The organism is Nitrosomonas ureae (assembly GCF_900108305.1).
Classification (GTDB): domain Bacteria; phylum Pseudomonadota; class Gammaproteobacteria; order Burkholderiales; family Nitrosomonadaceae; genus Nitrosomonas; species Nitrosomonas ureae_B.
The window spans coordinates 1-26,144 of sequence record NZ_FNUX01000033.1 but is presented as its reverse complement, the minus strand read 5'-3'; the positions used below and the strand labels follow the sequence as shown (position 1 = coordinate 26,144).

Below are 26,144 nucleotides of genomic sequence, written 5' to 3'. Positions count from 1 at the left end.
GCGTTGTCTGATCCATGGCAGATCATGGCAACCATCAATCATCTGGATCCGAAGGTTGTGCATACTGCAGAAGCGCATACTTGAACATGCATGCTCAAGTATGTAAACGGGATGCTCTGAGCGGGTTCTGCGGCAAAATCAGAGCTTCCTCAATAGTGATAACGATAAGGAAAGTTAATATTTGGCAACTATCCACCAACAGGAGGAATTAGATCATGAAATACTCTAAACTCAATGAGGTTTCTGTAATCAGTAAAAAAGTGAGTTTTGTCCTCGCCTTTGTCTTTGCGGTGGCAATGATGGGACTGAATATTCAATCGGCCAATGCGGCACTGACCGGAAAAGGTTTGATAAGCCCGAAAAATCATTTTCCGACCTGGTTTTCCGATAGCAACAGCATTGCCCTGCAGCTGTGCCTGGATGGCGATGGCGCTACTGGGATGTGCTTCTTCGATCCGGTGATTCCAGGCAATGCAACATCGGTAGCGACCGGCTTTGGTGCGGAAGCGTTCTGGTGGTCGGCCGATGCTACCCTGGCTTTGGCTGGAGGAAGCAATGCTATTTTAGTACTGGCTTTGGAGGCTGCCTACGGTGCGGGTGATCCTGCGCCGAACGACCAGTTCGCTTTTGGGCGTGTGCGTATCAGAATCGATATACCCGCTGATGGCGAGTACAAAATCTGGCACCCCTTTCTCAACGAAGACGATGGTTGTAAAGAGGAAGTTTATAATGCAACAGCCGGAAGACGCGCCATTAACGTGACCCGCGATACGGGTGGCACCGCACCGTTTGAAACCATGCTCAGCGGTGAGGTAGGTCCTTTCCTGGTCTGGGATCCCGCCATAGCGCCGGCTGCGCCTGTGGGTTATGTGGGCGATCCCAATATTCCGCATGAAGTCATCGGTGGTCATTGCGGTATCAATTATTTCAAGATCGAAGGTCCGGTGGGCGTGAATCTGGATGGCAACGGGAATAATGTTGTGGAAACCAGTTTATTTTCAGTACAAGGAAAAATCTATGACGAAGCTAATGTTCCGCCAGGGATTGAGCCTGTGCGCACAACCTATTTCCGTACGACGAACGCCGGCAATGGTTTTACCACAGCCCGTATCAACACATGGGTGAAAGCACCGGTTACCGCCACCGTTGCGATCAGCGGAGTGCCTCAAGGCAATCAAAACGGACCCATGGTATTCGATGGTGAAAATACCTTCTTCAAACGTTCTGCATTGAATCGAACCTTTGGCACTTCGATACCTGACCAGTTAACGGTTACTGCAACAAGTGCCGGCGGCCAGACAAACGAACAGCTTGTAAATGTCGTTGATCAAGTGAATATTACCCAGGCAACCTGGACCAGCGCAACGGATACTATCAAGGTTGTAGCTACTTCGAGCGACAGGATAAGCCCGACTGTTGGACCGGCTCCCGAGCTTACGCTGCATATAGGAAGTAAATCATTCACGATGACGCAGGTGGGTATTTTGGGACGATATGAAGTGTCGGTGTTGCTCGCCGGAGAGGGTCTTCTGGCGCCGCCAGCGCGGGTTACGGTAACGTCTTCACAAGGAGGCAGCGATACTGAGGGAATAGCGGATTAATCCAGCAGTATGAAGCGATAAATCCCTGGCATAGCCAGGGATTTATTAACCTTTGATAAACTATGGCCTGTTAACACTACCTAAGTGCTTCGACGATAAGAGCGAAATGGATGAATGAGAGAAAGATGATATCCAGTTTGTCGAATCTGGAGAATATTCGACGAAAGCCCTTGAGTCTGCGGAATAATCTTTCGATCTCATTGCGTTTTTTGTACATGGCGCGGTCATATTCCCAAGGCTCCAATCGATTAGTTTTGGGTGGGACAACCGGGATATAACCGAGCTCCAATGCAAGCTGTCTGGTTTGATCACCTTCATAAGCACGATCCATCAGCAGATGAGTAGGTGAAGAGACGGAGGCCGAGCGCTAACAGGAGTTGTCGCCCTTCCGGTGCATCATCGCATGCCCCGGAGATAAGGCAAAGGTTATGGCTGTTCTGGCATCTGCGGCAACCAGATGAATCCTGGTGGTCCAGCCACCTCGGGATTTACCGATGGATTGCGGGCCGTTTTTTTTAATGCACCAGTACCATCAGGGTGCACTTTGATGCTGGTGCTATCCATCGAAACGGCTTCAATTTTGATGCGAATGATTTGTTGTTGCTGCAACTGCTCAAAAACTTTTTGAAGCACGCCACTTTTTGCCCATCGATTCATTCGAGTGTAGATGGTGTGCCAATTGCCGAAGCGCTTGGGTAGTCCACGCCACTTGCAACCATGCTCGGTAACATACAGAATAGCATTGAGAATTTGTAGATTGGAATGACTGACATTGCCACGTTGGCGCGGCATACAGTGTTCGATCTGTTGATATTGGCTTTCGGTGATTTACATCACCGCATTATATCAAATAGTGTTAACAGGTCCTAGATTATTTAGAGATTTGTCAAGCTGTAGTAATTCAAACTTGAGCTGACAATATGAGTTAAGAAACTTTTCTGCTGGTTACTGTGCCGCCTGCCAGCTCAACCCGGTTTCTGCCTTTGTGTTTAGCTTGGTAAAGTGCCTCGTCTGCTTTTTTCAATAGCAATTTCTCGTCCAGCGTTTTTGCTTCCGCGCTGATCGCCACGCCCAAACTGATGGTTACGGAGACAAATGTTTCGTTGGCTTTGATTTCTTTGCAAGCGACTGCATTACGAAATCTTTCCGCAGCTCTTAATGCGCCATCCTGATTATACGGCGAGATAATTGCCAGAAACTCTTCACCCCCGTAGCGTCCAATGTATTCATGAGAGCGGGCCGATTGGGTCAGCCGGTTGGCTATTTCGCATAAAACCGCATCTCCTGCAAGATGACCGTAAGTGTCATTTATAGCTTTAAAATGATCGATATCGATCATGATGACTGCAATGCCATAGCCTCCGCGCTTGGCCCGCTGGAGTTGTTTGTGCAGAATGTCAAATATGCCGGAGCGGTTGAATAAGCCAGTCAGCGCATCGTGCGTGACACGTTGTTCGAGTGATTTTTTCTGTGCCTTGAGCTGTTTGTTTAATTTGACTCCTTGATATAATTGGTTTTTCTCAATAAGAACGGATATTTGACTGGCGATTTGCAATGCCAGATCCTGATGTGAATGTAAATCTTTGCAGACACTTTGATCGCGGCTGGAAAAGAAAATAAACCCGATTGGTTTGCTGCCGGCAAGCAATGGGCAAATGAGGCAGGAACGAATACCTTCACTAAAAATGGCTTGCGTAAGGCGGGAATTTGAGTATTTTTCCAAGTATGAGTTTAAATCATCGATAACGAGCATCTCTCTAGGGTTCGTGATTGCTAGAACGCCGCTGTCAGACGTGGGAATAGTGAGTCCGATATTTAATATCAATGGATCATATTGGGCACGCGACCAATGTAATTTAAGCTTGTTTCCATCATTCTCGAGCAGTGCCAGGCTAATCCGGTCGTAAGGCAGATGATCCTGAAAAGATTCATAAATATGGTTCAAAACATCGATCAGATGAAGATTGTGGTTGCATTCGACCATAATCTTATAAAGGGATTGATTCCTCTCCAGTTGTTTCTGAAGATAACCGGATAATTTCTCCAGTGATTTTCCAAGTTGACCAATCTCGTCATTGCCAGTTGGAATATCTGATGTGAAATCACCTTGGGACATTGCCTCAGCCGCCTTGAGTAGTGCCCGGATTCGATTATTCTTTTCCATGTTTTCTCGTAACCCATTAAATGATAATGTTCTTTCAATCAAGACGATTAAGTGTGCATTCTGCTGTTTTCCCATCAGCGTTTGAGTGATCGGCTGGTCATTAATTCACTGGATCCTATTTTCCTCCAAAACGCAAGAATGATGGAATGTCTTTGCGTGGAAATATTTTTAAGATAATGCCTGGCCATAAAGTATTTAGGTACCGTCAATGCTAAAATCTTTAATCGAATTTAAGAATAATGTAAAAAACAAGATGATAGGGATTTTAGTGATCACGCATGAAGATTTGGGGGATCATTTGATTCGTTGCGCAAGTCACGTGGTGGGTATGAAACCGCGGCAGTTGTCGTATTTAAGTGTTTTTACCCAGGATGATCCTGAAGTTGTATTAGCCAAAGCGCGTAAATTAATAGAACAGCTGGATAGTGGGGATGGTGTGCTGCTAGTGAGCGATATGTTGGGTGCGACACCCTGCAACATTGCCAGCCGGTTGGTGCAGCCCGGTAAAGTGGAATGTCTTGCTGGTGCCAACTTGCCGATGCTGGTGCGGGTGATAACGTATCGCAATGAGCCGTTACCGGTTGTCATCGAGAAAGGGCTCAGTGGCGGACAGAGTGGCGTGATACAAATTAATGCGAAAGAGTCTAGTCATGCAAATTAAAGAAGTCGAAATTATTAACAAGTTGGGCTTGCATGCGCGGGCATCAGCCAAATTGACCAAACTGGCGAGTCAGTTTAAAAGCGAGGTCTGGGCGACACGCAATAGCCGTCGCGTCAATGCGAAAAGCATTATGGGCGTGATGACGCTGGCGGCCAATAAAGGTTCGCGCATACAGCTCGAAACCACGGGCGATGACGAGATTGAAGCGATGACGGCACTGGTCGCATTGGTTGAAGATTATTTTGGTGAGAGCGAATGAGCTTTATTTTACACGGCATAGGCGTCTCGGAAGGCATTGCAATCGGTCACGCGCATCTGGCTGATCCCGCCGCTCTGGAGGTGGCCCACTATTTGATTCCAAAGAATCAGGTAGAAAAGGAAATTGCGCGGCTGGACAGTGCTTTTGCTGTGGTTCGGAAAGAATTCGAGGCGTTACAGCAATCTGTCGCGGATGGACATGCGCGCGCGGAGTTTAGTGCATTTCTGGATTTGCATTTGATGATTCTGGATGACCCGATGCTGTCAGAAGCTACTCGCAACATGATTGCGCAGACTTATTGCAATGCCGAGTGGGCTTTAACGCAACAGATGCAGGAACTGTTGACACAGTTCGAAGCCATTGAGGATACCTATTTGCGTGAACGCAAAGCCGATGTGAAGCAAGTGGTTGAACGTATACTCAAAGCGATGTTGGGGCGCCCTGGCCACTTACCGGCTACGACGAAGTTGACGGGTGACAGTATTTTGGTTGCGCATGACCTAAGTCCTGCCGATGTGATGCAGTACAAGCAACATCAATTTATTGCCTTTCTGACTGATTTGGGCAGTCAGACATCGCATACTGCGATTGTTGCGCGCAGTCTCAATATTCCCTCGATCGTGGCTTTGCATCACGCACATCAATTGATTCTAGAGAATGACTGGCTGATTGTCGATGGGATTCACGGCATCGTAATTGTAAATCCGGATAAATATGTTCTGGATGAATACCGTCTGCGGCAAAGCCAGCTCGAACTGGAAAGAAAGAAACTGCAACGCCTTAAAAGTGTGGCTGCGGTGACACTGGATGGTACGCAAATTGATTTATACGCCAATATCGAACTGCCTGAGGATATTGCGCAGGTCAAGGAAAGCGGAGCTACCGGCATCGGGTTGTTCCGCAGCGAATTTTTATTTCTGAATCGCGACGATTTACCAGGTGAGGATGAGCAATTTGAGGCATACCGCACGGTAGCGGTGAAAATGCATAAATTGCCAGTCACCATACGTACATTCGATTTAGGTGCAGACAAGAGCCTCAAGGGCAGCGAGCAAGTGGCGACTAATCCGGCGCTGGGGTTACGTGCAATTCGATTGAGCCTGGCGGAACCCAAAATGTTTCACAAGCAATTGCGCGCTATTCTGCGTGCTTCCAAGTACGGCGATGTGCGCATCCTGGTGCCGATGCTGTCTAATGTTGCGGAAATCGATCAAACATTGCACTACATCGAGTATGCCAAGCAGACTTTACGCGATGACAAGATTCAATTTGACGAGCATATTAAAGTCGGCGGGATGATAGAGATACCGGCAGCTGCGTTGTGTCTGGAGACGTTTATGCGCAAGCTGGATTTTTTGTCGATCGGCACTAACGACTTGATTCAGTATACCCTGGCGGTTGACCGGATTGATGATGCCGTGGCGCACTTGTATGACCCCTTTCATCCGGCCATACTCTGGTTGATTTCACATATCATTCAGAGTGCCAATCGCGCCAAAGTGCCCGTGTCCATCTGTGGCGAAATGGCCGGTGATAAGCAATTTACACGATTGCTGCTGGGTATTGGATTGCAGCAATTCTCCATGTATCCGTCGCAGTTGCTGGCGGTGAAGAACCAGATTCTGAAAAGCCATTTGCCTGATATTATTCCACTCGCGCAGAAAATCATCAAAACGGACCAACCGGAAAAGATGGCTGCGTTGCTGGCTAAATTGAATGATTAGCAGACTAAAAAACATTTTATATGCAGCAGATTATAATAGCTGACATAATATTCAGCGTTTCCTTGGAACTCCCCTTTATATAAATGCAAGATTCAAAATCAGTGGGTGTGGTGATTCCCCAATTCGTACAGATTGACAAGCCCTTGCAGCTGAAAAGCGGGCTGTCGTTGGATAGCTATCATTTGGTGTATGAAACCTATGGCCAGCTGAACGCTGCACGATCCAATGCAGTACTGATTTGTCATGCGCTTTCCGGCAACCATCATGTGGCCGGTGTTTATGCGGAAAATGAGAAGAGTATCGGCTGGTGGGACAATATGGTGGGTCCCGGCAGACCGATTGATACCAACCGGTTTTTTGTCATTGGCGTGAATAATCTGGGTGGCTGTCACGGCTCTACGGGTCCGGCCAGTATCGATCCCCGCACTGGCAAGCATTATGGCGCAGGCTTCCCTGTGGTGACGGTGGAGGACTGGGTGGAGACGCAAGCACAATTGGCTGAACATTTAAGGATTGAACAGTTTTCCGCAGTGGTGGGCGGTAGCCTGGGTGGTATGCAAGCGATGCAATGGACACTGGATAATCCGGAGAAAGTTCGCCATGCGCTGGTGATTGCGGCGGCTCCCAAATTGACTGCACAAAATATCGCATTTAATGATGTTGCGCGCCAGGCGATCATGACCGATCAGGAATTCTACGGTGGTAATTTTTATGCCTACGATACCTTGCCGCGGCGCGGCTTGCGGCTGGCGCGCATGCTGGGGCATATCACTTATCTTTCCGACGATTCGATGGCGGCGAAATTCGGCCGCAGCTTACGCAACGGGGAGCTTTCTTTCGGTTTTGATGTGGAGTTTGAAATCGAATCGTACCTGCGTTACCAAGGCGACAAATTCGCCGATCTATTTGATGCCAATAGCTATTTGCTGATGACCAAGGCGCTGGATTATTTCGATCCGGCCGCCGCCTATAATGGTGATCTGAGCGCGGCATTCCGGGTGGCCAAAGCAAATTTCCTGGTGATCTCGTTTACTTCGGACTGGCGTTTCTCGCCTGAGCGCTCCCGGGAAATTGTCAAGGCGTTATTGAATAATGAACTTAATGTAAGTTATGCGGAAATCACCTCCAGTTACGGGCACGATTCGTTTCTGATGACAACGCCTTGCTATCATCAGCTGGTACGGGCGTATATGGATAATATTTCTATCTAAATAAATGATCAACCTGCTCATTAATCATGACTGATATCACAGTACCGTCAACCATTGCATTACGACCGGATTTTGCCGTTATCGCGGAATGGATTAATCCCGGCGCGAAAATACTCGATTTGGGCTGCGGCGACGGCTCGTTATTACGTTATTTGCGCGATACGCGCGATGTTTTTGGCTATGGCGTGGAAATCGATGATGATAATCTTCTCGGTTGCTTTCGCAATGGTATCAATGTGATTCATAATGATCTGGAAGCGGGATTGTCCAGCTTTGCATCGGATTCGTTCGATTATGTCATTCTGTCGCAGACCTTGCAGGCTGTGCGGCATACCGAGGGCATCATTCAGGAAATACTGCGGGTCGGTAAGGAAGGTATTATTTCCTTTCCCAATTTCGGTTACTGGAAAAACCGCATGCAGGTAATTTCCGGGCATATGCCGGTGTCAGAAACACTACCGTATAATTGGTACGATACGCCCAATATTCATCTTTGCACGCTGGATGATTTTGAAGCGCTGTGTCAGCAATGCAACGCGCGGATTCTGGAGCGCAGCGTGATGAGCAATCATTACCGTCCGGTAAATTTCCTGCCGAACCTAAGAGGGATGCTGGCATTTTACCGCTTTGAAAGCAGAGGGTAATAGCGATGGAAGCAAAATCTTTACGTTCCATTTATCAGCTCAAAATAACCCTTAAAGGCATGCGGCCGCCAATATGGCGCCGGATTCTAATGGTGAGCACGATCAAGCTGGATGACGTTCATCTCATTTTTCAAATCGTGATGGGCTGGACCAATTCCCACATGCATGAGTTTATTCAAGGGCAGGATCGTTATGTCGAACCGGATGAAGAATTTCCTTCGGATGCCAAAGATGAAGCGCAGTACCGGTTGGATCAACTCTTGAAAAGAGAGAAAGAAAAGCTGATTTATATTTATGATTTTGGTGATGGTTGGGAACACGAGGTGGTTCTGGAGAAAATTCTGCCATTTAAAACCAACGTTGCCTTACCCATTTGTGTAAAAGGATGCCGCGCCTGTCCGCCGGAAGATATCGGAGGAATTGGCGGATATATAATGTTTCTGGAAGCAATTTCTGATCCGGCGCATCCGGAACATGAAGATATGCTGGAATGGATTGCCGGGGATATTGAAGGTCCATTTGATCCGGAAGCGTTTGATCTTGCTGAAGTGAATCAACTGCTGCAAAGTTAATCTGCAGCCATTGCTTTAACTATGAATTCATAGCACTGGTTTTTCAGCGCGTGCGGCAGTTTCTTTCAAGTGTTCCAGCGCGCTGAGCTCTGCTGCAGAAAATCCTGCCTTTTGTCTGGCTTCATAATGAAAAGGGCCGCAAACCTGTCCGGTAAAGTATTGGTTGATCAGTTCCCGGAATAATTGCTCCGAATCCAGTTCGCGTTGTTGGCATAAATACTTGAACCAATGCGAACCGATGGCGACATGTCCCACTTCATCATGCAGGATGATTTCCAGCACGACAATGGTTCGATCATCGCCTGCTTGCCGTAAGCGTTCGATAATGCCGGGCGTTACGTCAAGCCCTCTGGCTTCCAGCACGCGCGGTACCAACGCCATCCGCACCAGCGGATCAAATGCCGTGCGTCTGGCCATGTCCCATAAACCGTTGTGCGCGGGCAGTTCGCCGTAGTCACTATTCAGTTCATTCAGGCGCTGACGCAGCAACTGGAAGTGATAAGCTTCCTCAATGGCGATTTGTACCCAATCACTATAAAATTGCTGTGGCAGATCACGAAAACGATACACCGCATCCCAGGCCAGATTGATGGCGTTGAATTCAATATGCGCGATCGCATGAATCAATGCGACAAGCCCTGCGGGCGTGCCCATCCGGCGTTTCGGCACATCACCGGGAGATACCAGAATGGGGTTGTCGGGGTGCCCCGGCTCGTCAACGGGTTTTGGCGCGTTTTTTGATTCCAGCGATAGCAAACCATCACGCCAGGCTTGTGCGGTTTGTTCGGTCAGCTGAAGTTTTTCCTTGATTTCACAGGCCGACAGACAAGATTCGGCGGCATCGAACAGGTTTTCCATAAATTTGAAAGCGTTTTGGAAAAAGAAAGTATGGTCTAATACAAAACGTTATTATATGCTTGGATTATGCATTAATACCCAAACTCTCATAAGCGGCAAGATAACCATGGCTGATAAACTTAACGATCCAACACGCCATGCTCGGCTGCCGGAAGGGCAACCCATACTGCGCATGGTGCCGATGCCGTCGGATACCAATTATGCCGGTGATATTTTCGGTGGCTGGATCATGTCGCAGGTGGACATGGCCGGCAGTATTCCGGCGCTTCGCCGGGCGCGCGGAAGGGTCGCTACGGTTGCGGTCAATTCGTTCGTTTTCAAACATCCGGTGTGTGTTGGCGATCTGGTCAGCTTCTATGCCGACATCATCAAGGTAGGGCGCACCTCGATTACCGTTGGTGTGGCCGTATACGCGCAGCGGGGTGTACGGGAAGGAGGTGAGGAGGTGTGCATCAAAGTGACCGAAGCCGAGCTGACTTATGTGGCTATCGATAGCAATCGGCGGCCAAGACCGGTACCGCAGGAATGAAGCGGCACCCTTAAAGTTAAAGCAAATCAGCCATGCTGCATTAAAGCGGAAGCGGATTTGCCGCTTTCTTTATCTGCGCACGGCGGATTCCTCAATCTATTCAATGTGTCTTATTTACTAACAGGTTATCGAAATGCTGAATTTACCCCGACGTAATCATGTTTACCAGAATCATCATTTCGACAGTACGCGCTGGGATTATTTCCAATCGCGCGATGATGATATCGTTATCGCAACCTCCTACAAGGCGGGTACCACATGGACACAAGCGATTGTGGCGCATCTGCTGTTTCCGGATGGGAATTTTCCGGTTCCACCTGCGCAAATGTCGCCATGGCTGGATATGCGGATCGTTCCGCTCGAAGTGGTTCTGAATAGTTTGAAGGCGCAACAGCATCGCCGCTTTATCAAGACGCACCTGCCGCTTGATGGCATGGTTTATAGTGAAAAAATCAAATATCTCTATGTCGCTCGCGACGCCCGTGATGTCTTCATGTCTTTGTGGAATCACTATACGAAGATGAAGGAAGAGGTTTTCATGCTGTTTAATATGCTGCCGGGCCGCGTGGGGGATGCACTCCCGCCTGCACCCGAGGATATTCATGACTTCTGGCGCAACTGGATATCCCGTGGTTCTTTTGCGTGGGAAACGGATGGCTGGCCGTACTGGTCGCATCTCGCTAATGTTCAGTCCTGGTGGAATTTCCGCCACCTGCCAAATATTCAGTTGTTTCACTATACCGACATGCTCGCAGACACCCAGCGCGAGGTTCGACGCATTGCCGCTTTTCTGGGGATCGATGTTCCCGAGCAAGCATGGGATGGCATCATCAAAGCTGTTTCATTTGCCGAAATGAAGCGCCAGGGTGGACTGTATGCACCGGAAGGCGGTCAACTCTGGAAGGGCGGAGCGGAGACTTTCATGCACAAGGGCACCAATAACCGCTGGCGCGACGTGCTCTCCGACGAGGAACTGGCGCTCTATGATGCCGCTTGCAAACGTGCGTTGACGCCTGATTGCCGGGAGTGGCTGGAAAATGGAGGAACGATCTGATACAACGGTAACACTGAACAAGCTTCCCTCGGAACCGTTCTTGTTAACGGAGGCGGAGCGTGCCGGTTAGCGCACGCTTTGCTGTCCAGGTTTGGATAATTGATGACAATACCCCTTTGCTAACCGTCTTGCACTCTTTTTACCTTGCTTTCTTCCGTACCTAGAAAGGAAGCAATTCATATTTCCCGAGGTGTACGTCAAAGTACTCAAGCGCCTTTGACAATCCGCCAGCTCCTTAGTCTGATCACGCTGGAATCACTGAAGCCTGTAAATTAGCATTTTGTTGATCCAGATCAAAATAGCTAACTCTGATTCGGTTCACAATTCATATGCTTTCATAACTTAGAGGAGTAACAGAGAGATGAGCACAATAGAACAACCCAAAGATTCTGAAACAATCAGAAACATGAGCATCAATGTTGCTGTGATATTCGGCGTGATAGTGAGTTTGATTGTGGTATCCATATACTTTGCCGAGAATTTGAGCTGATTTTTCGATATAAGTGGTACTGCAAATAAATCTACGGTCGAAGGGTTCTTGGGGGCACGGATTTAATTCTGAAAAAATGTTCCTATCGCAGGTTGGCGTGAGTGACTCTACTTGCAAAAGAGATCAATCGACTGTAGACAATTTTTGGGCATCAACTCATGATGCGCATTTAATAGGGAATGAAAAAATACCATCTGGTAATGAGAAAAATACAGTGGAAATGTCAATATGCGCAGCGTATTGTACGGGTATTAGAAGAGGGTACAGTAAGGATAACCGTGAATTACCTGGCCAATTCCCGACCGGTGTCACACGACTATGCTCCTGAATGAGGCTGGCAATCTCCGCGTTGTGCTTTGCCTGCTCTGAAGCAGCTTTTGCCTAACGCCTCTGCTCCTTTTGGATCGAAGCGGTTTTCGGCGTAATTTTCCGGATTTATTTTCTTCCGTAAAATTCTCAAAGTAATTAGACCCCCTTACTCATTTCGTGCCTCCTGTTTCGATTGAAGACGATACTGCTTTTGTGATGTCCAACGGTTGAAGTGAGCGGTCGGATGTAAGTACAGCTTGCAGACGGTCTACTCGACTGAGATGTTGGGTCAAAGTAAAGTCATGATAACTGCATCGTGGTCCACTCTTTGATAGTGGCTGTTATATCCGGTCTGTGTGGCGTGATGATGTTATCGAAGATTTCTTGAATGTAAGGGGCCACCCAATATTGTGAATCCCCCTCAGGCTGCATCCCGCATTCGAGGGCGTCTAAGTGGTCACTGGACATCATGTAATGCCCATTCAAAAAGAACACGTACCCAAGATGCAGTACAAATAAGTCGAGAGCGTCCCTCGACAGGCGGTCCAACCACTCACCTCGATTATCGATGTGAATTTCGCTGTCATTCAGCATTACATGGCGATAAAAGTTATAGTGCATATGGTCATTGCACCTAGACCGAAGTTTTTTGTACCGGTCGTCTATGTTCAGTATGTCGTTGATGGGCTTAAGCGCAGGGGAGGCCTTTATGTACTGCGACATTACTCTGAATTCAGGAAGCGACTCCTTTGCCTGAAGCCAATTATTGATCTTTTCAACGACGAAATTTTCGATACTTAAGTGGTCATGCAAATACAGGGTGGAATACACATTAATCACTACAGAGTCATGATACTTGCGCAACAATGCGTAAGCATCATTTATTCGCCCAGCTCGCAGAACGGCTTCGATTGATTTTATCGTGCCCTGTATGGACGAGTACATGTAGGTATCAATGTTTCCAAATGCCTTTGTTCCCATCGACACGAAGGAGAAAACTGACATGGAGAAATGTTTATAGAACTCGACATATTTGGAGAATTCGGAAAAAACTCGGTGTTCTTGGTATGATTTGTCGACAACGCGCATATGGGAAGGTCAAGAGGCTCAACTAAAATTAGACGTCCAAAATGACGTAACGTAATACGTCATAAATCAAATCTAACACAGTAAGCTGCATACTTTCTTCTTATAATTTATAAAATTACATTGATTTGGTTTTTATTATAGTAAATCTTCTAGATCTACAAATCTGACGCATCTGGCGGTTAAGCGCAACGTCTCCGCATCGACTTAGAACCAGACATTATGCGCACTTTCGTTTTCTGCGATGTTTTGGGCAAAGGTGTATTCAATAGCGTTAACCCCGGAAAACAGAAATATGAATATGGATAATTTTATCTTCCAGCTTTTGCCACTAAAGAAATGAAGCGCGATAATTGACAAGGCTGTAATAGCCAAACTGAGTATTTTGTGTTACTCCGTATCCGTTTCAAAAACCGTAACCGGCGATGGAGTACGCTGTAATAACCAAACAATCGGCAATTTCAAATCAGGATTTTCACTCAATTGATCCAGCAACCGGCGCTTATTCTTACCGGTAACCACCAACACAATATGTTCACTCTTCGCCAGCATAGCCAACGAAAGACTAACCCGCAGCGACGGCGCAATCGGCGGCGCAACGGCTACGCAATGAAGTGTAGAGAGTAAATCAGGATTCATGCCCGGAAACAGCGAGGCAATATGCCCATTTTCTCCCAAACCCAATACCGTCAAACTTAACGGCAGCGGCAGTTGACCCAGTCGTTGATGAATTGTGTCGACGGCGTCAAAAGGGTTTTCGTGCTGGGTTTTCAGGCCAGCGAAAGAGGTGTCTGGCGGGAGATGCGCCATTAAATACTTTTTCACCAGATGTTCGTTCGATTGTTCATCGTTGACATCCACCCAGCGTTCATCAGAGAGCGTGACCGTGATCCGATCCCAGGGCAGCTGGCATTTTGCCAATGCGGGGAGGTAATGGCGCGGCGTGTTGCCGCCGGGAACGACCAGAGTGGCTTGGGGTTTTCGTGCTAGCGTATTTTTTAACGTGGTGGCGGCAAAATCGGCGAAGCCTTGGCTTAACGATTCGATATCCGGGTAGGCATGTCTTTGCATCGTTATGAATTGCTTTAATCGGTTAATCCGCGTAAATCGGGTACGATTTCAACATGCGCGGGGAAAGGATTGGGGTCTCCCGGATAGACGCGGCCCAGGAAAGCAATATTGTTGGCTTGCGCGCCTTCCAAATCCGCAATCGCGTCGCCGATCATCAGTACGGATTCGGGTTTGAGTTCATAGGTGGATAAAATTTCCGCGATGATGGTTTTTTTCAGTGCCGGAGCGCCATGCACTGCTTTGAAGTAGGGCGCGAGACCACGGCGTTCGACGATGATTTTGAGTTCCGAATCCGGCGTTCCGGAGGCGACAAACAAGGGAATTCTTTCGGCTTGCTGGCGAATCAGTTCAAGCGCGCCGGGCACCGGATCGGCGGCGATGACCGCTTCTACGACCAGTTCGGAGAAACGGATATCCAGTTGTTTTTCTTCCGCTTCGGTCAACGGCGGCTTGTGGAGATAGTGTTGCTGGAAGTGGCGGAATTTGCGGTAACGTGACATGCCGCCGTTCTGATTGTGGAATTGCACCACTTTTGCGGCGATGTCTTCACCATATGGACGGTACAACGCTGCGAATGCCTGCGTTTTGATTTTTCCGGATTCCACCACGACACCATCGAAATCGAAAATAATCGCTTGCCAGTCAAAATTTCTCATGGCTATGCGCGGTTGTCTGACGTGGATGGCGTGGCGTCGTCGTTTTCGCCATTATGGTGCAAATCCTGGTGAATTTCGCGCAGGCAGTCGAGCATGCCTTGCCCCAGATCGACATGCTCATTCAGAACCAGTTTGCGGCCAATCTTCGGCTGGAAGGCATATGGCGTGATTTTATAGTGATGCACGGTGTTGGCCTCATCGAAATGCAGTTCCACCGGCCACGGCAACATTTCCGTAATCATTGTCATCACGTCCCGGATACGCAATTTTTCCTGACCGGTCAGGATCAGGTGCCGGTTGGCGTATTCCGGCGCCAGCACTTGCACGCTCATGCGTGCGGCGTCTTCGACGTGAATGTACTCACGCATGGCTTCGCCGCTGCCTTTGTAGGTGATCGAGTGCTGTTCGACCGCTTCCTGCAGCATGCGGTAGATGCCGTTGCGTTTGTCGGCGCGCCGCCCGTACAGCGAACCGTAACGCAGGATGTTGTAATCCAGGCCGTAACGCTCGTGATAGGTTTCGGTAAAACGCTCCGCGGCTTGCTTGCTGGCACGATAAAAAGAGCCGGATTCGGAATAAACGTAAACGCTGCTGGCGAATACAAAACGGCGCGCACCGGCGATACGCGCGGCTTCGAGCGCGTGCATATTGCCCAACACGTTAATGGTTGCGGTGGGAATGGGTTTGTTGTGCGCTTCGTCGATGTCGGCGATTGCGGCGAAGTTATATACGATCGATGTTTCTCTCGCGGCTTCGATCACTTGTTCGAGATTCATGATATCGCCCACGATCATTTCCTGATTGCCTTTAAGAAACGGCGAAGGATTGCGATCGAATAGCCGCACGTGATAGCCTGCAGCGGACAATGCATCGGCGACGTGACTGCCTAAAAAACCGCTGGCGCCGAACACGATTACTTTTTCATTGGCTATCGCTGTCATTGGATTGCACCTGTTTTGATCAGGCCTTGCAGTAGATTTTTCGCCGCTTCGATCTCCATGCGCTGGCGCGACTCCCGGGCCAGGGATCCGATATGCGATGTCACAATGACGTTATTCAATTCAAGTAATGCCCCTTGATAAGGTTCATGCTCAAAAACATCCAGTGCGGCAGCGTTGACTTTGCCTGATTTGAGTGCATCCGCCAGCGCGTTTTCGTCGACCAGTCCGCCGCGTGCTGCATTGATGACAATGGCCTCCGGTTTCATCGCTGCAAACGCCCGGGTATCCAGCAGATGATGCGTAGCGGGTGAGTAGGGCAGGTGCAAGGTGATAATGTCAGCGCTGGTCAGCAACTGCTCCAGTGGCAGCAATCTGACGCCTTCCGGTACTTGGGCGGCATGTGGATCATGCGCGATCACCGTGGCTTCAAATGCCTGGCACAAGCGGGCAACCCGGCGGCCAATATGCCCCAGGCCGATGACGCCGACGGTTTGCGCTGCCAGCAGGCGACCCTGCGTGCGCGGCCATTCGTTTTTGCGCACCGCTTGATCAATTGCGCCGATTTGCCGCAGCAGATTTAAAATGAATCCCAATGTCAGTTCCGCCACCGCTTGCGCAGGTGCTTCCGGCGTATTCAGGACAACGATGCCGCGATTTCCGGCTGCGGACAGATCGACGCTATCCAAACCGGTGCCGCAGCGCGAGATGACTTTCAGGCTGGGGGCGGCCTGAAATACTCGCTCGGTCAGCGGTTCGATACCTGCGATCATGCCGATCGAACCCGCTTTCAGTAATTCGATAATCTCGTCTTCGGTCAGTTTGCGGCGGTGTGGATTGGTGATGATGCGCATGCCTTTTTGTAACAGCTGCTGCAACGGCGGATTATTATCGATATCAAACGACGAGGTGGAAATAACCAATGTATTCATGATGTTTTAAGTGTTTCGCGAATGTTTTTCAGATGAGTGCGGCAAATCGAATCCAGAATGCGGATATCCAACCCATATCCAAGAAAATTAAAACCCATTTGAATGCGTTGCTGCAGCGCCTGCAGATCAGGTTCGATGACATGAATGCCGCCAGGTTTGCCGGCGCGGCGGCCTGCTTCAAACACTTGTGCGATGGCTGCCTGCACATCGGGATGGTCGAGATCACCGGGGCGCCCCATGGAGCCGGATAAATCGTAAGGACCAATGATATACGCGTCGACGCCGGAAACTTCGAGAATGCTGTCAATCGCTCTGACAGCATCGATATGTTCAATCATTACGACAATTACCGCATTCTCCTCCAACCATTGACGGTAAGCCTGAAAGCTGTTGCCGTAACCCTGCGCGCGCGCCAGCCCGACGCCGCGTTGGCCGCGCGGCGGGTAATATGCGCCATCCACAGCGGCCTTGGCATCCGCGGCGCACTTGATCATCGGTACCATGATGCCGGTGGCGCCAGCATCCATGACACGCTTGATCTGATCGGGATGATTGGACGTCAGGCGCACGATGGCGGGACATTGTTTGCCGTCCAGCACCTGGATGATCGATTGCACTTCGCTGAGTTCCAGCACACTGTGCTCCATATCCAGCACTAACCAGTCAAACCCGGCGGCTGCCATGATTTCGGCAATCGACGGATGTCCCAGTGTGATCCAGGAGCCAATGGTCAATTCGGAGCGATTCAATTTTGCTTTTAATGACATGGTAATTCCTAGTAACGGGCGAGCAGTGGATCTGTGGCCATCAGCTTCTCGACGCGCAGCAGATCTGCCGTGGTATCGACGGCTTGTGTGTTAAATTCGGTGGGTACCATTTTAACCTGCAGACCGTGTTCGAGCAGACGCAGCATATCGATCGATTCCAGTTGTTCCAATGGCGTCGGTAGCAGGCGGGTGTATTGAAACAGCGTTGCGCGGCGGAAAGGAATGATGCATACCTGCTTGTACGCGGCGGTATCGGCAAAACCGGTTTTGGCAAGCGATGGAATCGGGCGGCGCGACATGTAGAGCGCATTGTTTTGTTGATTCATGACGACCTTGATGGTGTTGAAATCGTGATAGTCGGATTCGTGATCGATTTTGCGCACCAGATTCACGCAGCCTAGTTCCGGATCATTTCTAAATGGCGCAACAGCAGTATCGATCATATTCGGGTGCGTCATCGGTTCGTCGCCTTGAACCATTACGATCAATTCTGCATCAGGGATATGGGTGACCGCTTCGGCAACTCGATCACTGGCGCGTTCGTGCGTATCCACAGTCATGATGACCGGGGCGCCAAAGCTTTCAGCAACCTGGCGGATTTCTTCATCACAGGTTGCGATATAAGTAGCATCGAGTGATTTACTCATGGCTACGCGTTTGTAAATGTGCTCAATCATCGAGCGGCCCAGGATTTGCGCGATGGGCTTTCCGGGAAAACGTGATGAGCCCATGCGGGCGGGAATGACGGCAATGGTTTTCATGAAATAGTGTGTGATCGGTTGGAGTTAGAGATGTACGGTCAAGAATGATGTGTTGATTATCCGGTTTTTTTTATTTGTTGAACAATAATAGTTATTGGAAAATTTAAATACTTTTTTACCTGTTGTGGTTTTTTCACAGGTGCGGACATGTTACTGGTAATTGGGTAGTGGCGAGAGTAAAATGGCGCGCTTTATAGAATCATCTGTTTAAACAGGAAAAATGCCTAAGATGCACCTTGTTCTGGATATTTGTTCATCACGGTTATGAAAGCGCTTTTTTTTCTTCGACACTATAACGATATCGATCACATTACCCCGGTTGTGTATCAATGGATTGAATCAGGACATCAATGTGATGTGGTATTGATTGGATCAGCACAATTCCGGCGTGATTTTCGCGTCAAATATTTGAGCCAGTTGCAGGGTGTGCGCGTGGCGCATATGAATGAGTTGTTTTCGTGGGTGGATTACTGGAAATGGCGTTTACAGATGTTAATGCTGACGCGCAATGTTCGGCGTATCAAAGTGATTGGCCGGCTGGCGGAAAAATTGGCGGAACGGATCGACGAAAAAAAACGTGATCCATTATGGCGACATACCACGGGATTTCTGCTGGATCGCTGCTTTGGTAACACAGGCAAAGGCGTGGTCGCTTTTGATTGGATCGAACGTAATTCGGTAATTTGCGTGGAATGGGTCGAAGTTGTTATTGCCATGGCAAAAGAACGCGGATTGGGAACGGTGTCGTTGCCGCATGGCGATAGTCCGCATGCCAGTCAATTGATCCGCCGTGGCGAGCACAGGGTTGAACCGGACGTGACATTCTCGGCGGCTACGATATTCGACAAGGTGGTGGTGCCCAATGAGCTATGTGCTGTACGTTTTCGTCCATTTATGACAAAAAGCCAGCTTGCTGTGCTGGGTTCCCCCCGTTATTGCGAAGCATGGCTCAAAGTATTGTCCGGATTGATGCCGCCTTCGCCACTGACTCAATCTGATAGTAAGCTCAAGATGGTTATGTTCCTGCGCAAAGCCAACTTTACGACATTCTGGGAAGAAGTGGGGGAAGTGGTGCATATGCTGGCTGGATTTCCTGATGTCGAATTGATCATCAAACCGCATACGCGCAGCGGGTGGAAGCAGTCATTGACCAAAGACAGCTCGATCAAGAAACTACCGAATGTCAGGGTTGCCGGTGATGATGTACATTCGGTACATTTGATGAACTGGGCTGATGTCATTATTGATCTGGCCACTTCCGTGGTATTTGAAGCGGTCAGGATGAAGAAACCGGTTCTGGCGGCTGATTATTTAATTGCAGCTCGCTCTGCTGTGGCTTATTACATGCCGGAAACGGAGTTGAAATGCCGCGACGATGTATACGAAAAAATTGATTATTTTCTTGCTAACGGATTTCATTCTTTCTATGTAGAAGAGCATCGGCAGCGCTTCTTGAAAGAAATGCTGGATTATCCGGATGCCGATGTGCTGCCTCGTTATGTGTCGTTGCTTGAGCAATTGGCGAACTGAGCCAGAGTGCCAGGAGGCTGCCTGCCATACAGGGATCATGATTGATCGATTAATCCATGAGGGGATAAGATGCGAGCCAAGGATATATTCAACGAATTGATCGTGGCGGCCTATAAACTGAAGGGAGGCTATACCGATGTGCGGGTGAGGGATCAGCGGATTTTAATTTCGGTTGATCACTTGCGCACACTTAACCGGGCTAGAACGTATTCGAACAAGGAACCCGATACGCTGGATTGGCTGGATAGCTTTGAACCGGGCTCATGCTATTTCGATATTGGCGCTAATATTGGTCAATATTCACTCTATCCGGCAAAAAAATACGGGCCTGCTGTGCAAGTGTTTTCTTTTGAGCCGCAGAGCAATAACTACTATGCGCTCAACAAGAATATCTACCTGAATAATTTAGGGCATCATATTTTATCCTATTGCGTTGCGGTATCGGGTCGCAGTGAATTTTCCAAATTGTATATTCCTAAATTCATTCCGGGAGGGAATCGATCTCAATTCGGACATGAAGATCTGGAAAACATGAAAATGTCGGCAACGCACACTCAAGGAATGTTTGGGGTGACATTGGATGACTTATGCGGGCAATGGGGATTTCCGTGTCCCAATTATATGAAAATCGATGTTGATGGAATAGAAATTTCCATTCTGGAAGGTGCGTCCGCCGTTTTGAGAAATCCCGCGCTGAAATCCGTGATTATTGAATTGGGTACCAATGCCGAACAAGAGAAGGCCATTGCGATTATGCAACAGGCCGGTCTCGAAGTGATTCGCAGGCCATCCAGAAACTGGGGTGAAACCTACCTGATTTTTGGCAGGGTTTGATCGATCGTTTTTTGACTAATGAGTACGCTCACGGCTCTCGCGATTGATGTAATAATTCCTGTATATAACGCACCGGAATTGAGCAGGCGATGTATTGATTCTGTGGTAGCGTATCTGGGCTCATCCATCCGAACGATTTATATTCAGAATGACGCTTCCGGCTCGCAAACCCGTGCGATGCTGGATGGTTTGCCGTATCCGCAAGTTAAGGTTTTCCATGCGCTGGATAATCAGGGATATGGAAAGTCGGTTAATGATGCCGTGGCGCGCTCTGATGCTGATTGGGTATTAATACTCAATTCTGATATCGAAGTTTTGGGAAATTTTTTGCTCCCGCTTTGTGCGGCGATTGCCATCGACCCTAAATTGGCGGTTATTAGCCCAACCGAGGGGGATATTTCAAGCGAGAAAGCTGCATTTTACTTGCGTCAACCGGGTGGTTATATCACTACGTATCGTTTCAGAGGCTATGCTTTTTTGATTCGTCGCGCTGTTTTTCAAGAGCTGGGTGGATTTGATTCGCAATTTGGCCGGGGCTATTATGAAGATACCGATCTGGGACGTCGGCTGGTGCAGCATGGGTGGCGCATGGGCGTGCATCCGGATGCGGTTGTTCGCCATGAAACCGGTATGTCATTTGGGCGTGGAAAGGTATATCAGGAATTGGTGCGGCGTAATCGCGCGTTGTATTTCTCGCGTTATCCACTGGTGCGGCAGAATGTGCTGGTCGTTTCGGGTGCTTGCACTTTGGCCGATTTGCCTTTGACGATGATGGATTTGCTGGAGCAGGTGATGCGGCAAGGCGGGCGGCTTCACTGGCTAACGCCAGAGCGATTGCCAGTGCTTTCCTGCCTGCAAATGCGTAACAGTATGATTAGCCTGAGTGTGCTTGCGAAATTGATGTTACGTGGCTGGTCGCGCGAGGATAAGCGCATCACTGCGGTGTGGTTGCTGCCAGCTATTCCTCTATGGACGCGCATTTTATTGAAGTTGTTTGTTCTATTGCGTCGCTTGGAAGTGCGCGAATGGAACGCGGCATCATCCTGAAATTCTAGCCTATCGGTTTTATGCAAACGAATAATACAAGACGGGAATGGTTTATTCGCTTCGCATTAGTCTTTTTTTGCGCAGGATTCTGGCGCGGCGAGTTAATGTTTATTTCCTTCCCGTTGCTGACAGTTGCATGGTTTATGGATGGTGGTATATATCGCCTGAGGCAAGTAGCCAGAATACCGTTGACGCAAGCAATTCTCCTTTTGTGCGCATTATTGTTGCTAGGATTGTTATGGAGCGAGTGGCCGCAAGATGGGCGGATGAAATGGGTGAAATATTTTTCGCTTCTGGTTTTTATTCCTTTTTGCGCGCTGATAAATAAAGAGCGCTTGCCATGGGCGCTGGGTGGTTTGATTGTCAGCTATTTATGCGTTCTGGCGGTGGGTGTTTATCAGTGGCTCACCATCGATGCCCAGGGAATTCCGTTATTGGGAATGTCTTATCTGAGCTTTTCGGCAATGCTTGGAATCGGTGCAATTGTAACGAGCGGAATTGCTTGCATGAATCCTCCGGTCAGACTGCAGCGATTGTTTGTGATTGCTACTTTAGTTTTACTTTTCATTCAATTTCATCAGAATGGCAGAATTTTTTTACTGGTGACACTAATAAGCATATTGTTGATCGCTTTTTTGCGTTATCAAATAGAAATGAGAAAATTTCTTACGATTCTGGTCTCCGTGTTGATCGTCGCAGTTGTTTTTGCTTATAGTAGTCCTGTATTCCAGGCTAGATTGATTCAGATAAAAAGCGACATCGAGTTGCTACAGCAGGGAAATTACAGCTCCAGCTTAGGGTATCGGCTTGCAATGTGGGATGTTGGTCTGCACGGAATCGCGGAGCGCCCCTTATCAGGTTTTGGTACAGGTGTGCCCGAGAAATATTTCGAGAAAACCATTACGACTTACAAGGATGGTTTATACAAGGATTTGCCGGAATTTCAGGAAACTGCGCATTACCATAATGATTGGATCGAAATCGGCATGCATATCGGTGTTCCCGGAATGCTGGTCTTGGGGTTTTTATTATGGAGTTGGTATCAGGCATTTCATAGAAATAATTTGAATTTGCTAGGTTCGGGTTTAATAAGTTTTATTTTTCTATCCGGACTTACGGATACTTTTATTATCTTCAGCAGAACACCAATTCTGTTGTTGATCATTACGGCAATAGCCATAAACTGGTACAAACGTGAGCAACAGAGTTAAGGATTCAATGCGGCAAAATCCAATCGGTATTGAAGTCAATCCGGATTGCTATTTATGCGAAAAGCCTGGGGAAATACTTTATCGTAATCGTGCTGATTATCTTTTTGGCACGCCGGGGGAGTGGAGTTTCAAGGTATGCAGAGGGGACGATTGCGGTTTGGTTTGGCTTGATCCAAGGCCCATGGTGAGTGAAATCGGAAAGGCATATCAAAATTATTATACGCATGACAAATCAGGCCAGATGCGACAAGCTACTATGGCGACTATTATGCGTGCAGTTTTGCATAGCATGAGTACCCATCTGCTGGGATTTCGAAAAGAGCGGAGACGCTATAAGTGTATGTATTTGGATCAGACCTCGCCGGGCCGGTTATTGGAGGTAGGTTGTGGTAATGGCAAACGATTAGCGCGAATGCAAGCATTGGGCTGGGACGTTATGGGACAAGAGGTTGATCCGGTAGCGGCTAGTTACGTTTCTGAGGAAAGAGGGATTCCCGTGCATTTGGGAATGCTGCAAACTTTGGATGTAACCGAAAGATATGATGCGGTCATTTTGAGTCATGTGATTGAGCATGTGCATGATCCGCTGTCTTTGCTGGAGTCTTGTTATCGTTTGCTTAAAAAAGATGGCCTGCTGGTTATACTGACACCGAATATTGCAAGCTATGGTCACCAAAAATTTGGTGCGGGTTGGCGCGGGCTTGAACCGCCCAGGCATTTATATTTATTTAACCGTAAAACATTATCTTGGTGTGCACAAAAAGCCGGATTCAGTTCCTTGCGTTCCTGGACGACATCAGTAGGTGCTTTCGGCATTGGTCAGGCAAGTTTGTCTTGTGTAAGCAGCATAAAAGAAGGGCATCATTTTATTACTACGCGCGATGTTTGGAGAGGATTCTGGTTTCAACTTGCGGCGCGAATTATTCTTTTATTTAATAAAGACTCTGGCGAAGAGTGTGTATTAATGGCTACGAGAAAGTGACAGATTCCATTCTAATCGGAGGCAGAATATGGAAAATTTTCGATCGGCAGATATTGATGATTCAGACGGGTTAATTCCGGTTAACCCGGCAATTGAGGCCTATATGCGCAGCTTGGTGATATGCACCGATCATCCGGTTCTTTTCGAGATGGAAGAGTTTGCGCGCTTAAGAAATTTTCCAATTGTTAATCGCCTGGTCGGTATTTTTCTTAAAACTCAGGCGAGCATGATCAATGCCAAAAGAGTATTTGAGTTTGGCAGTGGTTATGGTTACTCGGCTTATTGGTTTGCGCAGGCTGTTGGGGGTGACGGTCGGGTAATTTGTAGCGATTCAGATGCGGCTAATCGTAATCGCGCGGAGATATATCTTTCTACTGCAGATTTATGGCAGCGCATAGAATTTCATGTGGGACAGGCACAAGATGTTTTCGGGCAGACTGAGGGGTTGTTTGATATTTGCTATAACGATGTCGACAAAAGCGCTTATCCCGAAATCTGGAAAATGGCTAAGCATCGGATACGGCCCGGTGGTTTATATATCGCTGATAATGTCTTATGGCATGGGCGTGTGGCGATAAAATCTTGCCCGAATATGATTGCGGAGTCGACAGCAGCGATAGTCGAGCACAATCAGATGATTTCTAACGATCCTGATTTTGATGTGTTCATTAACCCAATTCGAGATGGAGTACTTGTTGCCAGGAGGAAATAATGTTTTTGTCGCATGCGGTGATCCTCTCATGATTGAATTGTTGTGTATTTCTCATGGCAGTTTAGTCGATTAATTGGTATAGTTATTATATAGGTAGCGAGCCGAGTGAGATTGGGTCGGTGCGGGTTTATAGTTCTAATTCATCTGTTTTTCAAGGAAAATAATATGCAAATTCATGTCTACGACACTTATGTTAAAGCTAAAGATGGTCATACGATGCACTTTGATGTGTTTACTGCGGTAAAAGATGATGAGAAGGCTGTAGAATACGCAAAACAATGGCTTATGTCGATTGGTGAAGGCGATGCGGTTGTTACCAGCAGAGAATGCAGTTTCTGTCATAGTCAGAGCGCACCTGCTAATGTTATGGATGAGATCAGCCAGAATGGTTTTTATATTTACAAGATGGAAGGTTGTTGATAATTCTATTTTATGATTAACAGGTTGAGGTGAAGTGAAAATGCCTCGTGTTTTTAGCTCTGATTAATCAGAACCGCAATAACTATAATTTTCAAGGTTTCCAAAATGAAGCATAAATTTACCAGATTAGTAACGATTGGTGCTGTTTTTATCTTATGTAGTTCAGTTCAAGCTGCTGAGCCGAAACTTATCGGTCAGCATGGTGATTGGACAGCCTATATGTTTATGGAAAACGATAATAAAGTTTGTTATATGGTGAGCCAACCTAAAAAATCAGAGGGAAATTACACCAAACGTGGTGACGTTTTCGCTCTGATAACGCATCGTCCCGCCGAGAAAAGCAGAAATGTCTTCAGTTATGTTGCCGGCTATCCCTATAAGCCAGGAAGTGAAGCAACGGTCACTGTGAACAATCAGAATTTTCGTCTTTTTACTCAGGATGATTCAGCATGGGCCTCAGATGAAGCGACTGACAATAAAATCACAGATGCAATCAAGCGAGGAAATTCATTGATAGTTAAAGGGGCGTCTGCACGAGGAACCGCGACAACGGATACATTTGGACTCAGCGGCTCAACTGCGGCTCATAAAGCAATTTCAGCTGAGTGTGGCGTGAAATAAAACAAGATGCGGTATTTGAAAACCTATGTCTTCGATTGACAGGTTTGCTAAGGAAAAGATTGTATGGCCGATAAAATTATTATCTATCAAAAGCCTACATGCAGTAAATGCAGGGCGGCATTATCTCTGCTTGAGGAAAGTGGTGAGGAATTTGAGTCGATTAATTATTATGAGAAACCTTTAACAGTGAATGAGTTGCGAGGGCTGATTCAGAAACTTAATTTGTCCGCGCGCGATATTCTTCGCATCGATGAACCGGCTGCTTATAACTTAAGCGCAGCATCCGATGATGAAATTATTAACGCAATGGTGGAGAACCCTGATTTGATTCAGCGTCCCATTGTAGTGCGGGGTGACAAAGCAAAACTATGCCGTCCCCCGGAAACTGTTATGAGTTTTCTTAAGTAGTCATCCCTGAAAAAAGTACCCAACAATTGTTGTTGAGAAATTGAATCTGATATTTCCATTCAATGTGGAGAATAACTTTGGTTGGTTGAATT

28 protein-coding genes and 1 pseudogene are annotated in these 26,144 nt (G+C 47.8%); 19 read left to right on the top strand and 10 right to left on the bottom strand.

Annotation, left to right across the window (positions count from 1 at the left end; translation table 11 throughout):
- The first annotated feature begins 215 nt into the window (after positions 1–215).
- Positions 216–1,601 carry a hypothetical protein gene (locus tag C4S39_RS13780; protein ID WP_103967527.1) on the top strand — a complete coding sequence of 462 codons (1,386 nt, stop codon included), beginning with the start codon at positions 216–218 and terminating at the stop codon, positions 1,599–1,601.
- 76 nt (positions 1,602–1,677) lie between these two features.
- Here the strand turns inward: C4S39_RS13780 and C4S39_RS13775 are convergent.
- Positions 1,678–2,393: pseudogene (locus C4S39_RS13775) on the bottom strand (IS5 family transposase).
- A gap of 133 nt (positions 2,394–2,526) precedes the next feature.
- A complete protein-coding gene (locus C4S39_RS13770) occupies positions 2,527–3,765 on the bottom strand; it encodes a diguanylate cyclase (RefSeq protein ID WP_103967530.1) in 1,239 nt (412 codons plus the stop codon).
- Positions 3,766–3,973: 208 nt separating this feature from the next.
- On the opposite strand from C4S39_RS13770, the gene C4S39_RS13765 reads away from it, so the two are divergent.
- The 6 genes from C4S39_RS13765 to C4S39_RS13740 all read left to right on the top strand — a co-directional run bounded on the left by C4S39_RS13765 (position 3,974) and on the right by C4S39_RS13740 (position 8,836).
- On the top strand, positions 3,974–4,426 hold the full coding sequence (locus tag C4S39_RS13765; RefSeq protein ID WP_374953037.1) for a PTS sugar transporter subunit IIA: 453 nt from the start codon (positions 3,974–3,976) through the stop codon (positions 4,424–4,426).
- Positions 4,416–4,685, top strand: coding sequence for an HPr family phosphocarrier protein (locus C4S39_RS13760; protein WP_013646723.1), 270 nt, complete (start codon positions 4,416–4,418; stop codon positions 4,683–4,685). The genes C4S39_RS13765 and C4S39_RS13760 overlap by 11 nt, the downstream gene beginning before the upstream one ends.
- The gene (ptsP, locus tag C4S39_RS13755) at positions 4,682–6,409 is read left to right on the top strand and encodes a phosphoenolpyruvate--protein phosphotransferase (protein ID WP_103967526.1); all 1,728 of its coding nucleotides are present in this window, start codon (positions 4,682–4,684) and stop codon (positions 6,407–6,409) included. Before C4S39_RS13760 ends, ptsP begins: the two co-directional genes overlap by 4 nt.
- A gap of 83 nt (positions 6,410–6,492) precedes the next feature.
- Positions 6,493–7,620: a homoserine O-succinyltransferase MetX gene (gene metX, locus C4S39_RS13750; protein WP_103967525.1), complete on the top strand. Its 1,128-nt coding sequence runs from the start codon at positions 6,493–6,495 to the stop codon at positions 7,618–7,620.
- Positions 7,621–7,646: 26 nt separating this feature from the next.
- Positions 7,647–8,264: a methionine biosynthesis protein MetW gene (gene metW / locus C4S39_RS13745; protein ID WP_103967524.1), complete on the top strand. Its 618-nt coding sequence runs from the start codon at positions 7,647–7,649 to the stop codon at positions 8,262–8,264.
- Between the two features lie 5 nt (positions 8,265–8,269).
- A complete protein-coding gene (locus tag C4S39_RS13740; RefSeq protein WP_103967523.1) occupies positions 8,270–8,836 on the top strand; it encodes a plasmid pRiA4b ORF-3 family protein in 567 nt (188 codons plus the stop codon).
- Positions 8,837–8,863: 27 nt separating this feature from the next.
- Here C4S39_RS13740 and C4S39_RS13735 read toward each other — a convergent pair whose 3' ends face one another.
- Positions 8,864–9,694, bottom strand: a complete 831-nt coding sequence (locus tag C4S39_RS13735; protein ID WP_103967522.1) for a ferritin-like domain-containing protein — start codon at positions 9,692–9,694, stop codon at positions 8,864–8,866.
- Between the two features lie 106 nt (positions 9,695–9,800).
- On the opposite strand from C4S39_RS13735, the gene C4S39_RS13730 reads away from it, so the two are divergent.
- From C4S39_RS13730 to C4S39_RS15920, 3 genes are all read left to right on the top strand, one after another.
- Entirely contained in the window at positions 9,801–10,223 is a 423-nt protein-coding gene (locus tag C4S39_RS13730; RefSeq protein ID WP_103967528.1) for an acyl-CoA thioesterase, read from the top strand.
- 133 nt (positions 10,224–10,356) lie between these two features.
- On the top strand, positions 10,357–11,277 hold the full coding sequence (locus tag C4S39_RS13725; RefSeq protein WP_103967521.1) for a sulfotransferase domain-containing protein: 921 nt from the start codon (positions 10,357–10,359) through the stop codon (positions 11,275–11,277).
- Between the two features lie 361 nt (positions 11,278–11,638).
- A complete protein-coding gene (locus tag C4S39_RS15920; RefSeq protein ID WP_258039455.1) occupies positions 11,639–11,767 on the top strand; it encodes a hypothetical protein in 129 nt (42 codons plus the stop codon).
- Between the two features lie 609 nt (positions 11,768–12,376).
- Here C4S39_RS15920 and C4S39_RS13720 read toward each other — a convergent pair.
- The 7 genes from C4S39_RS13720 to C4S39_RS13690 all read right to left on the bottom strand — a co-directional run bounded on the left by C4S39_RS13720 (position 12,377) and on the right by C4S39_RS13690 (position 18,287).
- Positions 12,377–13,081: a hypothetical protein gene (locus C4S39_RS13720; protein ID WP_219817973.1), complete on the bottom strand. Its 705-nt coding sequence runs from the start codon at positions 13,079–13,081 to the stop codon at positions 12,377–12,379.
- 471 nt (positions 13,082–13,552) lie between these two features.
- Positions 13,553–14,233 carry a 6-phosphogluconolactonase gene (gene pgl / locus C4S39_RS13715; protein WP_103967519.1) on the bottom strand — a complete coding sequence of 227 codons (681 nt, stop codon included), beginning with the start codon at positions 14,231–14,233 and terminating at the stop codon, positions 13,553–13,555.
- Positions 14,234–14,247: 14 nt separating this feature from the next.
- Positions 14,248–14,889, bottom strand: coding sequence for an HAD family hydrolase (locus tag C4S39_RS13710; protein WP_103967518.1), 642 nt, complete (start codon positions 14,887–14,889; stop codon positions 14,248–14,250).
- A gap of 2 nt (positions 14,890–14,891) precedes the next feature.
- Entirely contained in the window at positions 14,892–15,830 is a 939-nt protein-coding gene (locus C4S39_RS13705; RefSeq protein WP_103967517.1) for an NAD-dependent epimerase/dehydratase family protein, read from the bottom strand.
- A complete protein-coding gene (locus tag C4S39_RS13700) occupies positions 15,827–16,759 on the bottom strand; it encodes a phosphoglycerate dehydrogenase (RefSeq protein WP_103967516.1) in 933 nt (310 codons plus the stop codon). The genes C4S39_RS13705 and C4S39_RS13700 overlap by 4 nt, the downstream gene beginning before the upstream one ends.
- Positions 16,756–17,526 carry an HpcH/HpaI aldolase family protein gene (locus tag C4S39_RS13695; RefSeq protein ID WP_103967515.1) on the bottom strand — a complete coding sequence of 257 codons (771 nt, stop codon included), beginning with the start codon at positions 17,524–17,526 and terminating at the stop codon, positions 16,756–16,758. The genes C4S39_RS13700 and C4S39_RS13695 overlap by 4 nt, the downstream gene beginning before the upstream one ends.
- Before the next feature lie 8 nt (positions 17,527–17,534).
- Positions 17,535–18,287, bottom strand: coding sequence for a 3-deoxy-manno-octulosonate cytidylyltransferase (locus tag C4S39_RS13690; protein WP_103967514.1), 753 nt, complete (start codon positions 18,285–18,287; stop codon positions 17,535–17,537).
- Positions 18,288–18,551: 264 nt separating this feature from the next.
- On the opposite strand from C4S39_RS13690, the gene C4S39_RS13685 reads away from it, so the two are divergent.
- The 9 genes from C4S39_RS13685 to C4S39_RS13645 all read left to right on the top strand — a co-directional run bounded on the left by C4S39_RS13685 (position 18,552) and on the right by C4S39_RS13645 (position 26,052).
- Positions 18,552–19,817 (top strand): hypothetical protein, encoded by a 1,266-nt coding sequence (locus C4S39_RS13685; protein ID WP_103967513.1) that lies wholly within the window; start codon positions 18,552–18,554, stop codon positions 19,815–19,817.
- Between the two features lie 69 nt (positions 19,818–19,886).
- Positions 19,887–20,651 (top strand): FkbM family methyltransferase, encoded by a 765-nt coding sequence (locus C4S39_RS13680; RefSeq protein ID WP_103967512.1) that lies wholly within the window; start codon positions 19,887–19,889, stop codon positions 20,649–20,651.
- A gap of 18 nt (positions 20,652–20,669) precedes the next feature.
- Positions 20,670–21,698 (top strand): glycosyltransferase family 2 protein, encoded by a 1,029-nt coding sequence (locus tag C4S39_RS13675; protein ID WP_103967511.1) that lies wholly within the window; start codon positions 20,670–20,672, stop codon positions 21,696–21,698.
- Positions 21,699–21,718: 20 nt separating this feature from the next.
- Positions 21,719–22,909 carry an O-antigen ligase family protein gene (locus tag C4S39_RS13670; protein WP_103967510.1) on the top strand — a complete coding sequence of 397 codons (1,191 nt, stop codon included), beginning with the start codon at positions 21,719–21,721 and terminating at the stop codon, positions 22,907–22,909.
- Between the two features lie 7 nt (positions 22,910–22,916).
- A complete protein-coding gene (locus C4S39_RS13665) occupies positions 22,917–23,891 on the top strand; it encodes a class I SAM-dependent methyltransferase (protein WP_103967509.1) in 975 nt (324 codons plus the stop codon).
- A gap of 28 nt (positions 23,892–23,919) precedes the next feature.
- Positions 23,920–24,603, top strand: a complete 684-nt coding sequence (locus C4S39_RS13660) for an O-methyltransferase (protein WP_103967508.1) — start codon at positions 23,920–23,922, stop codon at positions 24,601–24,603.
- 165 nt (positions 24,604–24,768) lie between these two features.
- Positions 24,769–25,023, top strand: a complete 255-nt coding sequence (locus C4S39_RS13655) for a DUF2024 family protein (RefSeq protein WP_103967507.1) — start codon at positions 24,769–24,771, stop codon at positions 25,021–25,023.
- Positions 25,024–25,128: 105 nt separating this feature from the next.
- Positions 25,129–25,644, top strand: a complete 516-nt coding sequence (locus C4S39_RS13650) for an invasion associated locus B family protein (protein ID WP_103967506.1) — start codon at positions 25,129–25,131, stop codon at positions 25,642–25,644.
- Positions 25,645–25,707: 63 nt separating this feature from the next.
- Entirely contained in the window at positions 25,708–26,052 is a 345-nt protein-coding gene (locus tag C4S39_RS13645; RefSeq protein WP_103967505.1) for an arsenate reductase family protein, read from the top strand.
- Positions 26,053–26,144 lie beyond the last annotated feature (92 nt).

Bases quoted from the DNA above. Each gene is read 5' to 3' on its own strand.
- C4S39_RS13780 (WP_103967527.1), top strand. From the start codon at position 216: ATGAAATACTCTAAACTCAATGAGGTTTCTGTAATCAGTAAAAAAGTG.
- C4S39_RS13770 (WP_103967530.1), bottom strand. From the start codon at position 3,765: ATGGAAAAGAATAATCGAATCCGGGCACTACTCAAGGCGGCTGAGGCA.
- C4S39_RS13765 (WP_374953037.1), top strand. From the start codon at position 3,974: ATGCTAAAATCTTTAATCGAATTTAAGAATAATGTAAAAAACAAGATG.
- C4S39_RS13760 (WP_013646723.1), top strand. From the start codon at position 4,416: ATGCAAATTAAAGAAGTCGAAATTATTAACAAGTTGGGCTTGCATGCG.
- ptsP (WP_103967526.1), top strand. From the start codon at position 4,682: ATGAGCTTTATTTTACACGGCATAGGCGTCTCGGAAGGCATTGCAATC.
- metX (WP_103967525.1), top strand. From the start codon at position 6,493: ATGCAAGATTCAAAATCAGTGGGTGTGGTGATTCCCCAATTCGTACAG.
- metW (WP_103967524.1), top strand. From the start codon at position 7,647: ATGACTGATATCACAGTACCGTCAACCATTGCATTACGACCGGATTTT.
- C4S39_RS13740 (WP_103967523.1), top strand. From the start codon at position 8,270: ATGGAAGCAAAATCTTTACGTTCCATTTATCAGCTCAAAATAACCCTT.
- C4S39_RS13735 (WP_103967522.1), bottom strand. From the start codon at position 9,694: ATGGAAAACCTGTTCGATGCCGCCGAATCTTGTCTGTCGGCCTGTGAA.
- C4S39_RS13730 (WP_103967528.1), top strand. From the start codon at position 9,801: ATGGCTGATAAACTTAACGATCCAACACGCCATGCTCGGCTGCCGGAA.
- C4S39_RS13725 (WP_103967521.1), top strand. From the start codon at position 10,357: ATGCTGAATTTACCCCGACGTAATCATGTTTACCAGAATCATCATTTC.
- C4S39_RS15920 (WP_258039455.1), top strand. From the start codon at position 11,639: ATGAGCACAATAGAACAACCCAAAGATTCTGAAACAATCAGAAACATG.
- C4S39_RS13720 (WP_219817973.1), bottom strand. From the start codon at position 13,081: ATGTCAGTTTTCTCCTTCGTGTCGATGGGAACAAAGGCATTTGGAAAC.
- pgl (WP_103967519.1), bottom strand. From the start codon at position 14,233: ATGCAAAGACATGCCTACCCGGATATCGAATCGTTAAGCCAAGGCTTC.
- C4S39_RS13710 (WP_103967518.1), bottom strand. From the start codon at position 14,889: ATGAGAAATTTTGACTGGCAAGCGATTATTTTCGATTTCGATGGTGTC.
- C4S39_RS13705 (WP_103967517.1), bottom strand. From the start codon at position 15,830: ATGACAGCGATAGCCAATGAAAAAGTAATCGTGTTCGGCGCCAGCGGT.
- C4S39_RS13700 (WP_103967516.1), bottom strand. From the start codon at position 16,759: ATGAATACATTGGTTATTTCCACCTCGTCGTTTGATATCGATAATAAT.
- C4S39_RS13695 (WP_103967515.1), bottom strand. From the start codon at position 17,526: ATGTCATTAAAAGCAAAATTGAATCGCTCCGAATTGACCATTGGCTCC.
- C4S39_RS13690 (WP_103967514.1), bottom strand. From the start codon at position 18,287: ATGAAAACCATTGCCGTCATTCCCGCCCGCATGGGCTCATCACGTTTT.
- C4S39_RS13685 (WP_103967513.1), top strand. From the start codon at position 18,552: ATGAAAGCGCTTTTTTTTCTTCGACACTATAACGATATCGATCACATT.
- C4S39_RS13680 (WP_103967512.1), top strand. From the start codon at position 19,887: ATGCGAGCCAAGGATATATTCAACGAATTGATCGTGGCGGCCTATAAA.
- C4S39_RS13675 (WP_103967511.1), top strand. From the start codon at position 20,670: ATGAGTACGCTCACGGCTCTCGCGATTGATGTAATAATTCCTGTATAT.
- C4S39_RS13670 (WP_103967510.1), top strand. From the start codon at position 21,719: ATGCAAACGAATAATACAAGACGGGAATGGTTTATTCGCTTCGCATTA.
- C4S39_RS13665 (WP_103967509.1), top strand. From the start codon at position 22,917: ATGCGGCAAAATCCAATCGGTATTGAAGTCAATCCGGATTGCTATTTA.
- C4S39_RS13660 (WP_103967508.1), top strand. From the start codon at position 23,920: ATGGAAAATTTTCGATCGGCAGATATTGATGATTCAGACGGGTTAATT.
- C4S39_RS13655 (WP_103967507.1), top strand. From the start codon at position 24,769: ATGCAAATTCATGTCTACGACACTTATGTTAAAGCTAAAGATGGTCAT.
- C4S39_RS13650 (WP_103967506.1), top strand. From the start codon at position 25,129: ATGAAGCATAAATTTACCAGATTAGTAACGATTGGTGCTGTTTTTATC.
- C4S39_RS13645 (WP_103967505.1), top strand. From the start codon at position 25,708: ATGGCCGATAAAATTATTATCTATCAAAAGCCTACATGCAGTAAATGC.